Genomic DNA, 18342 nt, shown 5'->3' on the forward strand with positions numbered 1-18342 from the left:
TAAATAAAAAAAATGTGTGATTTTTATCTCCTTCCTCAAGATTGGCTTTTGTTTATATTTATTGGATAATAGAAATATAAACGGGGAACAGATGCCATAAATGGCTGATAACCAATTTTGAAAATCGGAGTTGTAAAGGTATGGTAAAGAGGTTTTTTGATTGGCAGATTGGAATTTTCGATTTATTGGATGAACACTGGGAAAGTGAGTCTGTATCCAAATGGATCAGCAACATTGTCGTGATGTTTTTTGTAGGAGGTTTGCTGATGGGACTGCTTTCCTACCTTAATATTCTCCATTTTGGGGAGAAGTTTACTGCCTTCTTTGCAATAGAACTGGCTTTCAACGTGCTTTTGGTATTTGAAGTGTTGGGATTGATTTTTTTGATTCCAAAGTCTGTGGCGGATTCTGTCGGAAAGCAGTTTGAAATAATTTCCCTCCTCTTGTTGCGGGATGCTTTCAAGGAGTTTGGACATTATCTGGGAGACATGACCTGGGAAGTTGGGTTTTTGATGGAACTACTTCCCATTGTGTCCGATGCCTTTGGCGCGGTCGTGATTTTTTTGATCACAGGGCTTTTTTACAGAGCACAGAAGCATATCCGAATTACCAGGACCTACGAAGAGCAAAAAGGATTTGTGTCTATCAAAAAGTTAATGTCTATTTACCTGACGGCTTCTTTTATACTTTTGGGGATTTATGACATTTTCACGGCCTACCAAACCCATGAGTTTATTTACAGTATCAAGTTGTTTTATACCTTGCTTATATTCACAGATGTGTTTATCCTGCTGTTTTCATTGCGGTACACGACCAAATACTATAACCTTTTCAGGTATTCCTCCTTTGCCTTGGCGACGATATTCCTGAGGCTGACCTTGTCTGCCCCTGCTTATTATAATGTTTTGTTGGCGGTGATTGCCGGCTTGATGGTTTTGGGAGTTACTTATATTTATAACAAGCTTTTGATGAAACAAGTGGTTGAAGGGAAGGAATGAGATGTGATGTGGGTATCCGCTTATTTGCCAGAAACACTATATTTTTCTTCAAGCGGGACGGAAGACCGAAGTCGGAAGACGGATGTAGCGGGCTATTAATTCCCAGACCAGAATTAGAATAGATATCATATTTCTAGGCATCATTACTTTCATAAATGGGGAAATGGGAAGAGGAATTAAAAATAAGTCCCTGATTTATAGGAATAATTAAGTTGCAGTTGATAATATTCCAATTTTTTTGTGGAGTCAGTTTGGAAAAAATGGCTTAACCTGCTAATATTACATCACCTTAGACCAAAGGGTCTAATAAAACCAATAAAATTCCTCCTTAGCTCAGTTGGTTAGAGCACATGACTGTTAATCATGGGGTCCTAGGTTCAAGCCCTAGAGGGGGAGCAAAAAGCCTCAAATCGCAAGATTTGAGGCTTTTTCTTTTATTGATATTTTAGCTCTTCCCGATAATTATCGGGAGATTAGAGTACTGTATTAAGGGGATATTTAAATTCAGAATGAAGATTGACTTTTGTCCCTGTTGCTGAAGATTTTCGTGCCGCTTCCATAATTTCAAGAACATGCAATGCATGCTCAACATTGATTTTTGGTTCGGTTTTGTTGATTATGGATTCAGCTACTTTTGTGGCGCCCTCTTGCCAAACATAACCGCCGGTCTCTTGATGATATAAAGTTGCTGGATGATCGTAGGAATCATCCAAATAAACACCGTTGGTTTCCCAATCGTAACCGATTAATCTCAAATTCCCTTTATCCCCAAAAATCTGAATGGAATGCAATTGTTGACCATGCGCCTCATGGCCATGAGGATCAAAATAATTGAATCCACACATCACATGGCTTATAATTCCTTTGCCATGATCCATTAATATGTGGGCATTGTCCTCTACTTCTACTTTTACCAATCCTTTTTCATAAATCATGCGCTCAGGATTGACTATACTGGTCATTGCCATTACTGATAAGGCAGGACCAAGTAATCCGGTTAAGGTTGCAATATTATAGACTCCAAGATCTGGCATACTTCCACCATCTTTTTCATAAAAGAAAGAAGACCAATCTGGGCCGGTATGCCCATATTGACCATGGGCACTGGCAATTCTTCCTAATTTCCCTTCTTGAATACATTTTGCCATAAATGAAAATTGCGGACTATTTACAACAGCCGGAGCTCCCCATAATCTCAAATTTTTACTTTTTGCCAATTCTAACAAAGCTTTACCTTCAGCATAAGTGGTCGCTATTGGTTTTTCACTCCAAACGTGTTTTTCAGCCATTAATGCTTTTTTATTCAAGTGTCCATGTTGTTGCATGTCAGTAAGTGTGATCATCATATCAAAAGGCACTCCCTTGAGCATGTCATCTATGTTCGGATAGGTGGCTGCATTTACCTTATATTCTTGATTTTGAGCCAATGCCCGCTCATATTTGATGTCACATAGACTCACTATTTCAATGAGTGATGAACTTTGTAAATGTGGGATATATCTGTTGCTAACACTTCCGCAACCTATCACACCTATCCTGAGTTTTGAGCTTTTGGATTCCTTTGCAAAAGATTCTAAGGATGATAGAAGAATGGCTGCACCTGACATTGCTGTCATTTTCAAAAATTCCTTACGGGAAATTTCATTCATGGCTTTTTTTTAATTTAAAAATACATAGTAATAAGAAATCCTGTATTGCTCGATAAAATAAAATCAAGGATATAAATTGAAGATTAAGTATAATACTTTCAGTTTTTTTACGACAAATTAAGAATGGCATCAAATGGGTAGATATAAGTTTTTCATTATTTTGGGTCTAAAGTGCAAGCAATCTGCTTCAGCTTCTGTCAATAGGGGGAGCAAATAAGCCTCAGAGAAACCTGAGGTTTTGTCTTTTGGAAAGGCTTCAGAACATTATTCTGAGTTCTTTTCTTTTTTAGGGGATTTGGTCGCATCAAAAATTCCTTAGCAAATTTGGTGATAAAAAGTGCTTATTTTGGTGCTTTTTTATCTAGAGCAGGCAAAACGATGGCAACTTTTTAGCGTGCCGAAAGCCACAACTTCAAACGTTATGGCAGTTATATAAATCCATTTCATTATTCCTTTGATTTGATAAACAGATATTTTCACTCAAATAACTTTGAACAAAGTTTTTAATTTAGGAAATATAGGGTATGAAAAAATGGTTTTTACTTTCACTGATCCTGATTTTCCCCCGGTTTTCACTCTGCCAAAACGGAACAAATTCGATAAAACACGTGGATAAGATGAACTTAAAAGGGGCTGTCAAAACTATTAAACACACTGCTTATGAACCGATAAGTATTGAATCCGACAGCATTAACCTGCTAAAGTTCGACTTTTTTGGCATGCATAATTATATCCATAAATTCGATAAACAAGGTTGGCTTCTTGAAAAAACTGAATTGAAACTTAGGGAAGATCAGCTAATTCCTTCTGGGATTTGGACCTATGACTATGATGAAGAACATCGGCTTGCCAAAGAATCTTACATTTTTGATGCAATTGACGGTTCTGATACAGCAACCTTCGAATATACTTATCCTTTTGATAGCTTAACTACTGTTGTTGAAAAACGAAAAGGTGAATTCCAGAGAATCTATCACTATATACTAGAAAACATGACCGAAGAATTTATCACCATCAACAGTGATATTTCTTATATTAGTAAATCTTTCTTCGAAATGGATGCCCAAAGAAGAATCATAAGAAAAGAGGATTACAGCAATGTTTCCAGACTACAAAATTTGACCATCAATTTTTATCAAGATGAAATTTTCAGGACACCTAATAAGGTCTTGATAACCCACTTCAAAAGTGGACAAGTTTATCTCACTGAAAATCTACTCGATGAGCAAGGTAATATTACCAGTCAAAAAAATATCTCTTTGAATACTGGAGAATTCAAAACAACAACCTATATGTATATTTATGATACAACTGGCAATTGGATAGAAAAAAAAGAATTTATTGACAATCGCCCAAGAAAGGTCTTTCGTAGAGAGATTGAATATTTTCTGAATTAAACACGTTCTAAGCTATAATTTGAATAGCAATTCATTCCCTACACCACCCTCGTCTCAGAATACAGATCGTATGCAGCTACCAAAAGTTGATGGTCCGGAGCCTGACCATAGCGGGCAAAATTTTTCAGTTCGCTCCGCTGTTCGATATATACCGGGATGTAGGTGCGGTCCAGTTCATCCCAAATGACCAATAGATAGGCAAAAGGTGTTTTGCTTAATCGGCCTTTTGCGAGCCATTCCTCAAAAACCGATTCATCTAACGCATTGGGATAGCTTGGGCCTTCAAACATGATTTGATTGTTTTAATATGAATTTCAAAGATAAGGATTGGTTGAATGATCCATTCCTAAAGGTAATAAATGAGGTCTTGCTGAAATGTGGGTAATTTGAAAGTTTTTTCCCCTCACCAGAAGGTAAAAAATCAAATCACTTCTTACCTCCCGGATTATAAATCTCTTTCGCTGTTTTCAGGACCTCGGCCTTATCCAAAGTCATCGGTTTCAGCTTTTGACCGAGGAAAAGTTCCATCTGATCATCAAAGTGGGGGCTGTCAGGGTCATTGCTTGCTCCGAAGACATTGATTGTCTCGATCTTTGGAAGGCCTTCCCCAAAGCGAACCATCATAATATAGGACTCCCCCTGTGTGCCTTTTCTCATCCCGTTTTCCCAAGGCAATGAACGCATGGCTGTAATCACATCGTCGATTCCCTGCAACGGTAGCGCCTTGTCTCCTCTTACCAGTTTTTGGTATTCCCCTAAAGTCACCAATTCCTTTCCAAAATGGGTGTTGAAATGGTCTTTGGTAGCTTTGAGACTTTCTACAGATTCTTCTTCTGTAAGTGTGGTTTCCCAACTCCTCCCATTTTCAGCAAATTTGTCCCACCAATAGTAATAGACAAAAGCAAAAACTGCCGCACCTTCACTGTCGATTCCCGAGCGTTTATCCCACTTGTTAATGGCTTCGATCTGCTTGGCGATTTCGGGATATTTGCTTGGGTTTAGGCCAAAAAGAGATTCCATATTGGTACGGAAAGCCAGTTTTTCAGGCAATTGTCCATCATACTTGATTTCTTTGAAACGCTCGTAGGAAATCCTCCCCGTGTCGGGCATCAATTCACGGAATCGGGTCGATCGGTTATTGTCCCGCAATAGGTAATCCATGGATTTGGGGTAATTGTCCGGATTGAGATTGTCAGCCAATCCACTCGCCTTAAAAGGAGAATGGTTGGTGTTGAATAAAAATCCCGAAGCGGGATTGAATTGTTGCGGCAGATCCTCAAAGTCATGGTAGCTGGTCCACAGGGCTTTTTTGGTATTTCCGGCTACCGTTCCGGTGAAATCAATGGATGGTTCTCTGATGGGGATCAGGCCATTGCTGACATAAAAAATTGTATCATACTTGTCAGCGTATACCGTGTTGAAACTTGTCAGTTCCATCCGCGACATGGCTTCACTGAATTCTTTAAAATTCCTCGATTTGTTCATTCTCCACCATTGCTCCGGCGCACCGATTCGCTCCAAGGCACCCAAGCGGATTGAAAATGTTCCTTGTTCAGTAACCAAGGTTGGACCGTAAATGCTTTTCCAGATTTTCTTTGGAAAGGGAATCGTGATCAAATCCCAAAGTTTTACCCGAAGCCAAACTGTTTCTTCTTCCAATTCCAGCCATTCCCCATCTACTAGGTATTGATCCTCATTTTTTGGATTGATGTCCAATTGGTACAGATCCAAGAGATCAGGGAAATTAACCGTGTGCGCCCATCCAAGATTTTCATTTACTCCGTGAAAAATCATCGCTCCACCCGGAAAAAGTCCCCCAAGAATATTCCATCCTTCCTCTGAGTGGAGGTGTGCTTCATACCAAGCTACAGGTCCGTCTAGGGGTTGGTGGGAATTGATGGCTAGAAAAGCCTCACCGGAGTCTGTTCGGGAAGAGTGAATGGCAATTGCGTTTGAGCCTTTTGGATCGGCATCAAATGGTACGGTTTCTACTTTTCCGGAGACGATTTGTTGGACCGCCCGATCTGCTCCGGACATCTGGGCAAGGGAGAGAATATATGCCGCCGTTATTTCTTTGGTATTGACAGGAAAAGCTTCTTTGAATAAAACTTCCTCAGGATGTGCCAATGCAAAGTCATTCATTCCTGCGGCGTAGGCCTCTAAAATCGCTTTGAATTCCTCTGAATAGGCCGATTCATATTTGGCCTCTGCGATTTCAACGGTTTGGAGTAAATGTCCAAAAAAATCCACAGCAGCTCCGTCTTGCCCATAAACCCTTCCCAACATTCGCTTCCCGGCAAGCAATGTTTTTTGGATAGTTTCAAAATCATCTTCGGCATGTGCCCAAGCCAAACCGTAGGCGACATCTGGATCTGTTATTCCAAAAATATGTGGTACACCAAATTCATCCCGAGCGATTTGGACTTTGGAGGTATCCCAACCTGAATGATTAAATGGGGAGTCACAAGAAAAAATTAAAAAGGGAAAGAGCAGGAAAAGCCCGGTTCGGAATAATTTCATAGGGTGTCAGTCGCTGGTAAGAATGGCATGCAAAATGCGTTTTTATTACAAACAAAAAAAACAGTCGTCTGTCAGTTGTTAAGAGATGAAAAAAAATTTCCTCGTTGAATGTTGTATTGATTTTTTTTCCCATTATTATAAGCGATTCATCAGTTGGGCAAGTTTATATCAATGAAAATTTGTCAATGGTTTTGTGTGAAAAAATCTTGTAAATAAACAGGACCGGATCTTTCGCACCAGATCGATTTTTTTAAATACTCTCAAAAAGAAATTTTCAAAACCCCTCAAAAAAGTAGATACTTTCAAAAAACATAATAGGATTTTTATTTTGCGATTCAATTTTTTGATGTCTTTCATTCAATCAATACCACAGCGTAAATAGTGTTTCCATCGCCTTTTTGGCCAATTAAATTATTTTTTTTTAGAATTGATCTAAATAAATTTTGGATAAAAAACAGGCATTTATTAATATTGTATTCTTATTTAAAATTAATCCAAATAAATACGATACATAAAACATGAAACTGGTTTTTACGATTGTAATCGCTTTTGTCTTGGGCCTGACTGCTTCATTTGCCCAAAAGAATATATTGAAAGGGAAAGTTTTGGATGAGTCCAAGCAGGCTGTTCCCGGTGTGGCGCTGATGTTGGAAGGTACCGTGAGGGGAGTGCAGTCTGACCTTTCGGGCGGTTATACAATCAAGGATATTCCCGAGGGAGATTATATCCTCAAAGTCAACATGCTCGGCTACAAGGAAGTCAGCATTCCATTTAGCATTGCGCAGCAAGAAAACAAAGTGTTGGACATCACCTTAAAAGAGGCACCGCTTTCCTTAGATGCTTTTGAGTTCACTGTCAGTAGAGGGATTATGGGCCAAGAGCGGCTACCTGAAGTGGACCGTTTTCGGATCAATGCCGGAAAAAAAAATGAAGTTATCAGGGTGGGAGAGATCAATGCCAACCTTGCGATGAACAATAGCCGTCAAATATTTGGAAGAACCCCAGGTATTTCGATTTGGGAAAATGACGGTTCAGGAATCCAGCTTGGAGTAGCATCTAGGGGTTTGAATCCAAACCGCTCTTGGGAGTTCAATGTACGAATGAATGGATATGACATCACTCCCGACCCCATGGGGTATCCGGAGGCTTATTACACTCCCCCCATGGAAGTGGTAGAACAGATTGAAATCGTCCGTGGTGCTTCTTCCATCCAATATGGTTCCCAATTTGGAGGATTGATGAACTTCGTCATGCGCAAGCCTGACAAATCCAAGCGTTTTACCTTCGAGACGTTGAACACTGTGGGTAGCAATGGGCTTTTTAGCACTTTCAATTACCTCGGGGGAACAGAAGGAAAATGGAGCTATACAGCCTATTACCAAAAGCGGGTTGGAAATGGCTGGAGAGAAAACAGCTATTTCAATACCGACCATGCCCATTTGGAAGTCAATTATGCTGCCAACAACCGCCTGATGATCGGTCTGGAAATGACTTACATGGACACCGAAAGCCAACAGCCGGGTGGTCTGACCGATGAGCAGTTCAAAACTGATCCCAGATCAAGTTCACGGGAAAGGAATTGGTTCAGCACGCCTTGGTTTATCCCGGCTTTGACGGCAGAATATATACTCAGCGAAAACACCAAGCTGAGTTGGAAGACTTTCGGGACATTTGCAGAAAGAAACTCTGTGGGTTTTATGCGTCCCATAAACCAAGAGGATGATTTGGGCAACAGACAGGTGGACAGGGATTTCTATACCACCTACGGTTCAGAGATCAGGATGATCACCGAGTATTCATTGTTTGGCAAAGCAAATACCTTGGCAGCCGGGCTTCGATATTTCAATGGCTTTATCGACAGAAAGCAAGTGGGTGCAGGAGACAATGGCAAGGAAATGAACTTTGGCCTTATTGACGGCGGGATTTTCAGAAGGGATTTTGACTTTACCAATATCAACCAAGCTGCCTTCGCAGAGAATGTGTTCAGGTTTTCGGAAAAATGGTTGCTCACCACCGGTTTGAGATATGAGAGAATATCATCCAATATGGAAGGATTGTTCAATATCGTCAATGACCAAGAACAAGTATTGCTTCCACAAAACAGGACCAGGAATTTCCTTTTGGTGGGTATCGGATCTGAGTATAAAATTACCCCATCCATGGAGTTTTACTCCAATTTTTCCCAAGCTTACAGGCCTGTGCTGATATCGGACCTTACCCCTCCGGCTACTACAGATATCATCGATGAAAATTTGCAGGACTCAAGGGGTTTCAATTTTGATCTTGGATACCGGGGTGCCATTCAGAATTGGATGAAGTTTGATGTGGGGTATTTTTATCTGAACTACGCGGACAGGATCGGGACTATTGCTGTACAGGATGAAAACGGTGCGATCTCACAGTTCCGTACCAACTTGGGCAATTCAGTCAGCCAGGGTTTTGAGGGATATGTTGAATTTGACCCTATTTCGGCCCTTACCAAAACTTCCAAATTTGGATACCTTCACCTGTTTGCTTCCCTTGCTTTTGTGGATGCCCGATACGGGGATTTTGCCACGACATCTGTCAAAGACGGCGTAATCGTCCCCGGCAACCTCAAAGGAAATAGGGTAGAAAATGCCCCCCGAAAGATAAACAGGTACGGAGTGACTTACCGCTATGATAGATTTTCAGTGACTTGGCAATTGAGTGATATCGGAGATGCCTTTTCCGATGCTTCCAATACAGTAACGCCCAATGCGGCTGCCACTGTTGGATTGATACCCGCTTATCGGGTCCAAGACATCTCAGCATCCACTGACATCAAAAACCGCTACATATTCAAAGCAGGAATCAACAACCTGACCAATGAAATGTACTTTACCAGAAGGGCGGGCGGCTATCCTGGACCAGGAATTATGCCGGGTGAAGGAAGAACTGTTTACTTTACTTTTGGATTGAAATTTTAAGGAGAGGACTCTTCTTATCGAGGAAGTATTTTCAGGCTAGGTTTACTTCCAATTGTTTTCTCATGAGTTTCAAAAAAAAGTGCCCTAAACATATTTAGGGCACTTTTTTTAGTTAAATATAATTGGACTATTCGGACAAAGAGAATTCGGGGCTTTAGGAATCACCTTCCAAAATCATCCTGAAGCCTGACAATATCGTCTTCATTGGACGGATTGGAAGCATCCGTATGTTGCCAAATCTCCGCCACCACTCCCCAATCTTCCAAACCTATCAACCTGTGCCTTTCCCCTTGTTGGAGCTTGATTTTGTCTCCTTCCGAAAGGGTCTTGATTTCATTTTGCACATCAGTCATGCTAGTTCCCACTGCTACTTTTCCTTTGATGCAGCGCCAGATTTCTGCCCGGCGGAAGTGGTATTGCCAACTCAATCTTTTCTCGGGGGCTACCAAAAGGATTTTTGGGCTAAGCATTTCTGATATTTTCAGGGATTCAAAATCCTCCTCCGGGAAAAATTGAGCGGCAAATTTGGAAGCTTGGTCTTCATTGATCACCAAAAACCCTCCCCAGGGTCTTTGTTTGTCTTTTTTGACAATTTCAAATCCCAAACCTTCAATATACTGTTCTGTTTGTTCAAAAATCTCTTCTTTAGAATTCATTATTTCTAAGTCAAAATTGGTGCTGATGATAAAGTGTTCAACTTGTAAAGGAAAGAATTTTTTGAATTTCTCCTTATTTATTTCGAATCGGTGATAAATATAAAGAGCATTTTGAAAAACCGACCCAAGGATCTCCTCACGTCTACTTTTTCTTCTGCGCCGCCAGCCATTCCATGATGGTAACAGGGCGTCCGTTGAGCATTACAGGAGAGCCATCCAAATCCGTCCTAGCCGTATTGGCATGGGAATAAATCCACGACCAATGTCCGTTGTAACGGTAATTTTCACCACCATAAAATCCCGTGATGTCTGTCACGTTATCGTAGTAGGACAAAATCACATTTTTTGCGCCGGCCTGTTTTAGTCTTTTGTAAAGCGGAACGACTGTTTCCTCTGGTTTGGTGGTCCCGTCATCTTTGGCATGGATAAACCACATCGGTACGTTTTTGATTTTCTGTAGCTGTGCGTCACTTACAAACTCATTAAAGTAAGCCAAAGCACTGATATAAGCGCCTGCAAAATAGTCCGGGTTCTCCAAAATCAGTTTGAGAGACATATAGCCCCCATTGGAACAGCCCCCGACATAAATTCTCTTCGTATCGATATTGGGGTTTTTGGTTACAAAATCTTGGATTAAAGCGAAGACACCTGCATTATAGATGTCGTTGTCTTTTCCGCGGGTCATGCCCTCTGCCGCCTGCATCCAAAAGGTGGGTGCTTGGGGTACCAAGACATACGCCCCGCCAAAAAAAACCTGAATTTCCGGTGACGCGTAATTGGCTGCTTTGTTGCCTAGCAGAGCGGTGGTGGGGTCGTTGCCCCCTTCGCCGCCACCGTGAAGCCAAATGATCAGAGGAACTTTTGACTTGATGTCTTTAGGTGCAAACGAAGCGTAAGACATGCTGAGACCGTTTCCGTATTGGAATGTTTTTGATAAATCATATTGATCTACTAGGGGCATGATTTTGCCTTTGGAGTTATTCCAAACTTTTCCCGTTTTGTTGTGGAGGATGGTCATTTTGTAATCCACCCAATAGTTAGAGCCGCGGTTATTGATCCTAGTGTATTGGAAAGGTGATCCAAGTGGCGTAACCGGACCAACTGCCAAAACCAAAGTGATATTTTTGCCTTCTGCCAACCTGTTTCCATTTTCATCCGAAACATAAGCATATACTACTGACCGGGTTCCGGAAGCACTTTCAGCCGGAATTTCTGCTCCCTCCAAACTCCGGGTTGCGAATACTTGGTATTCTGTTGCGTTTGCATCCTTGACGGACTCTTCCAAGCTGAGGATGACTTTGTTCACAGCGGGTCCCCAATCAAACCCTTCCACTACCCATCTATACTCTCCAGGTGTAGCCAAAGAATTTGTTTGATTTTCATTTGGATCGGAAGCTGTGGCACCAAAAGAAAAATGGCCAAGCAGAGAAGTCAATAAGAGGAGGAGATAAAACTTTTTCATAGGAGATACAATGGGTTTGGTTTGAAGAGTAAAAGTTAAATCAAAGGATTGGGGTTGGATAGGGGAATTACAGGAATGGGAGGTTTGGAGATTTGAAGAAAAAAAACCGGCAGGTTTTGAAAACTGCCTGATCAAAAATCTTCTAAAAAGCCCCAATCTTCCCATCCATCCAATTGGCGCGTTGACTCAGAAAATTCTGAAGGTCAAGGACGGATTGGTCATAGGTTCGGTCTGCGCTCACTTCCCACTTGGCATAGTTGCGGGTTACGGCATTATTGTCTTGAAGATACCTTGAAGTGTCGGATACCAGTTTTTGGAGGTTTCCATTGCTCAAGGTGGTGCTTCTTAAGTTGGTCCAACGGGTTTTGACCGCCTGGCGAAAAACCCGGTCTTCCATGAATCGCCCCCCCTTTAAGGACTTTGGTTGTCTTTTTTGATAATTTCAAATCCCTATTCGTTGATTTCCTTTACGGTTTCCTCCAATATTTGATTTAGGACTGGCTTGTTTATTAGAACTTATTTAGTGCTAAAAAATTGGTCTTTATGGACAGGGGTGCATATCGGAGTGTTTTGAGGAGCATTACCTCTTTTTATGTTTTTTTGAGATCAATCTTTGAATAAATTAAAACCTCCTTGACCGGATTAATTTTTGGCAAGGAGGTTTTGCAGTGGTGTATTGGAGTCTTGTTGGTTTTTAATGGTGATTTATATAGGGTTAAAGATCTTTAAGTGAATTTACAGGATTGTTGGTTGCAGCGCGGAGCGCATGGTAGCTAACAGTGCCCAAAGCCACAAATGATCCCGCCAGCAAAACGTAAAGAAAGACAATCCAAGGAAATGGGATATGGTAAGCGAATCCCGAAAGCCATGTGTTCATGGAATACCAGCCAATTGGTGCTGCAATCAACAAACCTACCAATACCAATTTGAGAAAATCCTTGGACATCATCACTACAATACTTCCCACTGAAGCGCCTAAAACCTTTCTTACTGCCACAGATTTTTTGCTCTGTTCGAGAGAAAAAGAAGCCAATCCAAAGAGACCTAGACAGGATACAAAGATGGCCAAGCCGGAAAACAAACCAAAAAGTTGACCCAACCTCTTATCTTGATCGAAAAGCTTGTCAAAAGTTTCATCAAGAAACAAGTATTCAAATGTATGATCCGGAGCAATTTTTGCCCAGGTATTCTCAAGTCCGGCTATGGTTTCTTCTAGGTTTTCTGTTTTGACCTTGACTGCCAAAAATGTAGTCTCAAACTGATCATTGAGTATCATAACAAGAGGGTCAATTTTTTCTTCAAGATGTTTGAAGTGAAAATCTTCAACCACGCCGACAATTTTACCGGGACTTTCGCTTCTTTCTCCAATGTCCATGAGTTTGCCGATGGCATCTTCGGGATTTTGCCAGCCAAAGAATTTGGCAGCAGTCTCATTGATAATAAACTCTTTCCCAAATTGTTGGCTTTCTGGATGAAAATAATCTCCCGCTTTCATTTTCATGCCTAGGGTATTCAACAAATCTTCGTCACCGCTAAAGAAATACATGTTTTCAGGTTTTTTATCCTGGATGTTTTCATGCCAAAACATGGTTGTACGCACCATTTTTCCTGGAATTTCCAACATCCTTGAAGCACTTTCTACTCCGGGAACATTCATGAATTCGTTCTTTAAGGTCAAGACCCCGATAGAATCCTGCGGAAGCAATGTTACCAAAACCTGTTCTCTATCGAAACCCATGTTTTTGGTCATCATGAAATCCAACTGCCTGTAGATAATGAAAGTACCTGCCATGATGACAAAAGCTACCGCAAACTGGAAAACGACCAAGGATTTCCGTAAAGTCTGACCTCTCAGATTTGTAACCAAATTGCCTTTAAGTACTTCCACGGGCTTGAAATTGGAAAGGAAAAAAGCAGGGTAAGTACCTGCCAATACCCCTACAAAAAAGGTGATGATAGCAAAAACAGGCAACACAAAGCCATTTTCAATAGGGTTGAATTCAATTTCTTTCCCGGATAATTCATTAAAAAATGGAATGATAACCGTCAAAATCAGCACAGCCAAGGACAAAGAAAAAAAGGATATCAGTATAGACTCACTCAAAAACTGGAAGATGAGCTGGCTCCTCTTTCCTCCAGCAACCTTACGGATACCTACTTCACGTGCCCGCTTCAGAGACTGGGCAGTAGTGAGGTTCATGAAATTGATACATGCTATGACCAAAATGAAGAAAGCAATGGCAGACATGATATACACGGTTTGGATACTGCCATTGGGTTCGATCTCTAAGCCTCTATTGGAATTGAGGTGGATGTCTGTGAGAGCCTGGAGTTCAAGGTCATTTTTTGGGTCTTCAGGGGTCAATTCCTGGAAGGTATCCATAAACTCTGAAATTTTTACCGAATATTCTTTGGTATCGATTCCTTTTGGTAATACAAGATAGGTGTAATGGTTTGTCAAATAGCTAAAGCCATTGGGAGAACCAGGGCGCATCGGTTCAAAATTCCCTGATGAAACCAGGATTTCTGGGTGAAAGTGGGAATTTGAAGGGACTTCCTCCATGATTCCTGTGATTTTATAGGCTTGGTTGTCGTGAGATAAGGTTAATGTTTTGCCTATTGGATCTTCTATTCCAAAAAATTCATTCGCTTTTTTAAGCGTTAGAACCATGGAGTTGAGTTCCATCAAGGCTTGCTTAGGATTGCCGCTTAGAAGCTTAAAGTCTAAAACATCAAAAACAGAGGAATCAGCAAAAAATACCCTTTCCTTTACTTTGGATTCAGATTCTTCGCGGGAAACATACATATCGGATGGTTTGACCCTTGAATAAGCTTCGATTTCAGGAAAATTTTCTTTCAGTATTTCTCCAATCGGAAATGCGGATATCGCCCAATTATTGGCTTCAAGATTTAGTACCAACCTGTATACCTGGTCTGCACGGCGGTTTTGCCTGTCATAGTTGAGTTCAAATTGAACGAAAAGGACAATCAAAACACAGCAAGCCATACCGATTGCTAGCCCAATAATGTTGATGGAGGCATGTAGCTTGTTTCGCTTGAGATTTCTTAGAGCAATAAGAATGTAATTTTTGATCATGGAGATTAAAAGTTTTCCCTAATGAATGCCAATGTCCATGCCAGCCCAAAAAATCGATTTTGACTAGAAATTACATGTTTTTGAAATGTAAATGTGCTCGATATCTCACTATTTCGTTCGCTGATGGACAAATTGGTTTAGGCATAGCCCAGACCAGTAAGGAATTAAGGGTCTGAAAGGACTTTGTTTTTGTTAAAAAGTCCCGATTTTTCCATCCATCCAATTGGCGCGTTGACTGAGAAAATTCTGAAGGTCAAGGACGGATTGGTCGTAGGTTCGGTCCGCACTCACTTCCCACTTGGCATAGTTGCGGGTGACAGCATTATTGTCTTGAAGGTACCTGGAAGTGTCGGAAACCAGTTTTTGGAGGTTTCCATTGCTCAAGGTGCTTCCTCTTAAGGTCGTCCAACGGGTTTTGACAGCTTGGCGAAAAACCCGGTCTTCCATTAACCGGTTCCACCAAAACGGCATCATCCAAGGATCTTTGTTGACATAGTTATTGTAATTGATCACCCAATCATTCATCGGAATCCTATCTCCCTCGTCAAAGCCAATATTGAAATCCCAAACAGGTCCCATGGCAAGCTTGCCATCTCTGTCTTTGACCAAATAAGTACTCAGGCGGTACGCATCGACATTACGGCAAAGCTCATTGATGATAAAATAATCCACAAAACTTCCGATGTCTATATAATCCGCATAACTCCTTTCGCCTGCACCAAAATCATCCTGCAATAAGGCAGTTTCGAAGTCTTGCAAATAATCGGCGATATAGATTTTTTGGGCTTCGGTGATATCTTCCGCTTTTGGGTATTCGTACATGAAGTAGGTCTCCAAATATTGGTCTGCATGATAGGGTGGTGCAAATGCCGGGAAAGTGACGGGTTTTCCAAAAATATCAAAACCACTGCGAAAGCTGTTTTGAGAGGTATATCGGGCATCGTCATCCCAATTGTTGAGAAAGTAGGAGAGAGGTTTGCCATCATGTTCAGGCCCGGCATCGGCCTTGTCGATTTTGAGGATATAGCCACCTGTCAGGTTGGTGGAGGATGTATTCAGTGATTTGATGTCAATCCGTTGACTGTCTCGCTTCAGCTTTTCACACAAATAATACACGCCCATATATTCTCCATTGACTTCAATTTCGACAAACTTTCCCCTGCTTGCATATTTCCCCATCTGATTGGAGATGTCATAGGCGACCTGGTTATACATCAAACTTCTGTCCCAAATGTACTTTTCGGATTTATTCACAACATGGCCGATAAGCCTCCAATCTTCTTCCTTTGGAAGACCAAGGATAGTAACATCCACTCCTTCGCCTGCTTCGTCTATAGTTTCGAAGTTGAATCCCTTTTTGTCAGACAGACGAAAAGAAGTCTTGCCTCGGTATTCAATGTCGATCAGTTGGGTTTGGAGAAGTTTTTTCTCTTGGTAGATTTTCATTTGAGCTTGCACTCCCGGTTCATAAGGAATCGAAGCACCACGGGTGTCTATCACGACATAGGGTATCTCGCTATCTTCAGTATCGATGGCAAATACCTGTCCGTCGTCACCCTTTGGGATAACTTCAACTGGTTCCTGGCATCCTGTCCAAATGAACAAACTGATGACCCCAATCCAAAAAACGTTTCTAAATGAACTTTGCATAATTTTTAAATTTTGGAAACAAAATTAGTTGATTTTCACGGAATGCCATGAGCTAAGGTTGTGTGGTGGATTAATTCCAAACAATCCGATTTGGAATCAGTTTTGTATTTGGCGTAAAGATGGCGCATGCCTGACGTTTTAATAGGATTTAGAATAAAAGATATTTGGCCGTGAATCCAGAAGAAAAAATCAAATCCCTGAGGCTTGCCAAAGGACTTACCCAACAGGAATTGTCAGACCAAAGCGGCATTTCCCTGCGGACCATCCAAAGAATAGAAAACGGGGATGTCAAACCCAGCCTTTATTCTTTGAAGAAACTATCCGAGGTATTGGAAGTGGATTTGGTTGGCTTTTTTAAGGATTCCGAGAAAAAAATCAATGTTCCAAATTCTAAACTTTCCAAAACCATGAATGGCTTATTTTCCTCTTTTACCTTGTACAGAATTCCCCTGTTAGGATCGCTTTCGCTTGTCGGATTGTCTATTTTGTCATTCTTGTTTTGGCCAGATGGAAGACCAAATGAAAGTCAACCATCCCAAAATTATGCCTTTGAAGTAGCCACGGTGAATTGTGGGTCTGAGACGGAGTGCGATATTGAAGTGACCAAAAAAGATGCTTTGGGGAATATTCTGTGGCAAAAAACCTATGGCGGGACAAGTTATGACAAGGCATCCCAAATCCTTCCCACCGAAAATGGCGGCTGTACGGTACTCGGTTCTACCAGTTCGTTTGGCGCAGGAAATTATGACGTGTTGCTCCTGAGTGTCGATGCATCAGGCGAGCTACTTTGGCAAAAAACGTATGGAGGATTTTTTAATGAATATGGAGAAAAATTTGAAGTCGCGGCTGATGCAAATGGTTATTTGATTGCTGGCACCCAACAAACTTGTCCCGGTTCAAATGTATCCGCAGATTGCAGGGATTTCATCTGGAGTTTTGAGGTGGACGGAGAGGGGGAAGAAAAGGGAATGAAGCTGATCGGCGGATAAATCCTTGGTTTTATACTAACAAGATACCCGGATATTGGAAGCCTCCTCAAGGATGGATTCCAAAATCCGGGTTACATTTTATTGAGGAATGGAAAGGCACGGGGTCATTGGAACCAAAAAAACTCATCGATAAGGTTCACGTTTTTAGGCTAATTCGTTTAGCACAAATAATTCTTTTTACTTGAAAATTCCCTCAGGGCCTTTCGTGATACTTTCGTGAATATTTCGATTTACTTTTATCGGTATTTACAACATGGTAATTATGAAAAAGGTACTGGTAGTCGAAGATGACCCTAATATCAGCCAACTCATTCAGATTCATCTCAGGGACCTGGGCTATCAGATTCAGGTGGCTAACAATGGAAAGACCGGATACGATCTTGCTTCTTCGGGTGCGTTTGACCTGATGATTTTGGATATCATGCTCCCTGAAATGGACGGTCTGAGTATCTGCCAAAAGCTCAGGGCATTGGATAATTTCACTCCTATCCTGATGATCACAGCCAAATCCGAAGAAATCGATAAAGTAATGGGATTGGAATCGGGTGCCGATGATTACATCACCAAACCTTTCAAAATCAGGGAATTTATAGCCAGGGTCAAAGCCATCATGAGAAGGCAGGACCAATTTGTCCTCTTGAGCAACAGGAATGAGGATGCCGTGCGGTTTGAAAATCTGGAAATCGACGAAAAAAGGAGAAAAGTCTTATTGAACCAAAAAAGAATTGACCTGACTCCAAAAGAGTTTGATTTGCTGATGCTTCTGGCCAAAAGCCCCGGAAGAAGTTACAGCAGGTCAGAGCTTTTGGAACTGATCTGGGGATATGATTTCAGTGGCTATGAACACACTGTCAATGCCCACATCAACCGGCTGAGGTCAAAAATCGAAGTTGATGCCAACAATCCAAACTTTATATTGACAACATGGGGCATCGGTTACCGCTTCAATGACGAATGGTAAAATCCCCTTAAGAAT

13 protein-coding genes and 1 tRNA gene are annotated in these 18342 nt (G+C 41.3%); 6 read left to right on the forward strand and 8 right to left on the reverse strand.

Annotated features, from left to right (window positions below; genetic code table 11):
- Nucleotides 1–140 precede the first annotated feature (140 nt).
- Both DQW11_RS11215 and DQW11_RS11220 read left to right on the forward strand, forming a co-directional pair.
- Nucleotides 141–998 (forward strand): hypothetical protein, encoded by an 858-nt coding sequence (locus DQW11_RS11215; RefSeq protein WP_113924151.1) that lies wholly within the window; start codon nt 141–143, stop codon nt 996–998.
- A 322-nt stretch (nt 999–1320) separates the two neighbouring features.
- Nucleotides 1321–1394 (forward strand) — tRNA-Asn (locus DQW11_RS11220).
- Nucleotides 1395–1471: 77 nt separating this feature from the next.
- Here the strand turns inward: DQW11_RS11220 and DQW11_RS11225 are convergent.
- Nucleotides 1472–2647, reverse strand: a complete 1176-nt coding sequence (locus DQW11_RS11225; RefSeq protein WP_198669883.1) for a Gfo/Idh/MocA family protein — start codon at nt 2645–2647, stop codon at nt 1472–1474.
- A gap of 617 nt (nt 2648–3264) precedes the next feature.
- Here DQW11_RS11225 and DQW11_RS11230 point away from each other — a divergent pair.
- Nucleotides 3265–4044: a hypothetical protein gene (locus DQW11_RS11230; RefSeq protein WP_157966098.1), complete on the forward strand. Its 780-nt coding sequence runs from the start codon at nt 3265–3267 to the stop codon at nt 4042–4044.
- Between the two features lie 38 nt (nt 4045–4082).
- Here the strand turns inward: DQW11_RS11230 and DQW11_RS11235 are convergent, their stop codons facing one another.
- Together DQW11_RS11235 and DQW11_RS11240 are read right to left on the reverse strand one after the other, a co-directional pair.
- Entirely contained in the window at nt 4083–4334 is a 252-nt protein-coding gene (locus DQW11_RS11235) for a hypothetical protein (RefSeq protein WP_113924153.1), read from the reverse strand.
- Nucleotides 4335–4470: 136 nt separating this feature from the next.
- Nucleotides 4471–6564: an acylase gene (locus DQW11_RS11240; RefSeq protein ID WP_113924154.1), complete on the reverse strand. Its 2094-nt coding sequence runs from the start codon at nt 6562–6564 to the stop codon at nt 4471–4473.
- Between the two features lie 518 nt (nt 6565–7082).
- Between DQW11_RS11240 and DQW11_RS11250 the strand changes: the two genes are divergently transcribed.
- Complete coding sequence (locus DQW11_RS11250) at nt 7083–9512, forward strand: TonB-dependent receptor (RefSeq protein ID WP_113924156.1); 2430 nt, start codon at nt 7083–7085, stop codon at nt 9510–9512.
- Between the two features lie 161 nt (nt 9513–9673).
- On the opposite strand, the gene DQW11_RS11255 is transcribed toward DQW11_RS11250, so the two are convergent.
- From DQW11_RS11255 to DQW11_RS11275, 5 genes are all read right to left on the reverse strand, one after another.
- Nucleotides 9674–10168, reverse strand: coding sequence for a cupin domain-containing protein (locus DQW11_RS11255; RefSeq protein ID WP_113924157.1), 495 nt, complete (start codon nt 10166–10168; stop codon nt 9674–9676).
- A gap of 142 nt (nt 10169–10310) precedes the next feature.
- On the reverse strand, nt 10311–11630 hold the full coding sequence (locus tag DQW11_RS11260; protein WP_113924231.1) for a prolyl oligopeptidase family serine peptidase: 1320 nt from the start codon (nt 11628–11630) through the stop codon (nt 10311–10313).
- A 142-nt stretch (nt 11631–11772) separates the two neighbouring features.
- Nucleotides 11773–12027, reverse strand: coding sequence for a CotH kinase family protein (locus DQW11_RS11265; RefSeq protein WP_113924158.1), 255 nt, complete (start codon nt 12025–12027; stop codon nt 11773–11775).
- Nucleotides 12028–12345: 318 nt separating this feature from the next.
- Nucleotides 12346–14727 (reverse strand): ABC transporter permease, encoded by a 2382-nt coding sequence (locus DQW11_RS11270; RefSeq protein ID WP_113924159.1) that lies wholly within the window; start codon nt 14725–14727, stop codon nt 12346–12348.
- 192 nt (nt 14728–14919) lie between these two features.
- Nucleotides 14920–16377 carry a CotH kinase family protein gene (locus DQW11_RS11275; RefSeq protein ID WP_113924160.1) on the reverse strand — a complete coding sequence of 486 codons (1458 nt, stop codon included), beginning with the start codon at nt 16375–16377 and terminating at the stop codon, nt 14920–14922.
- Between the two features lie 170 nt (nt 16378–16547).
- Between DQW11_RS11275 and DQW11_RS11280 the strand changes: the two genes are divergently transcribed.
- Together DQW11_RS11280 and DQW11_RS11285 are read left to right on the forward strand one after the other, a co-directional pair.
- Nucleotides 16548–17366, forward strand: a complete 819-nt coding sequence (locus DQW11_RS11280; RefSeq protein ID WP_157966099.1) for a helix-turn-helix domain-containing protein — start codon at nt 16548–16550, stop codon at nt 17364–17366.
- A 262-nt stretch (nt 17367–17628) separates the two neighbouring features.
- Nucleotides 17629–18327: a response regulator transcription factor gene (locus tag DQW11_RS11285; protein WP_113924162.1), complete on the forward strand. Its 699-nt coding sequence runs from the start codon at nt 17629–17631 to the stop codon at nt 18325–18327.
- Nucleotides 18328–18342: the final 15 nt, after the last annotated feature.

Origin of the sequence: Cognataquiflexum aquatile (assembly GCF_003316845.1) — a bacterium.
Classification (GTDB): Bacteria; Bacteroidota; Bacteroidia; order Cytophagales; family Cyclobacteriaceae; genus Cognataquiflexum; species Cognataquiflexum aquatile.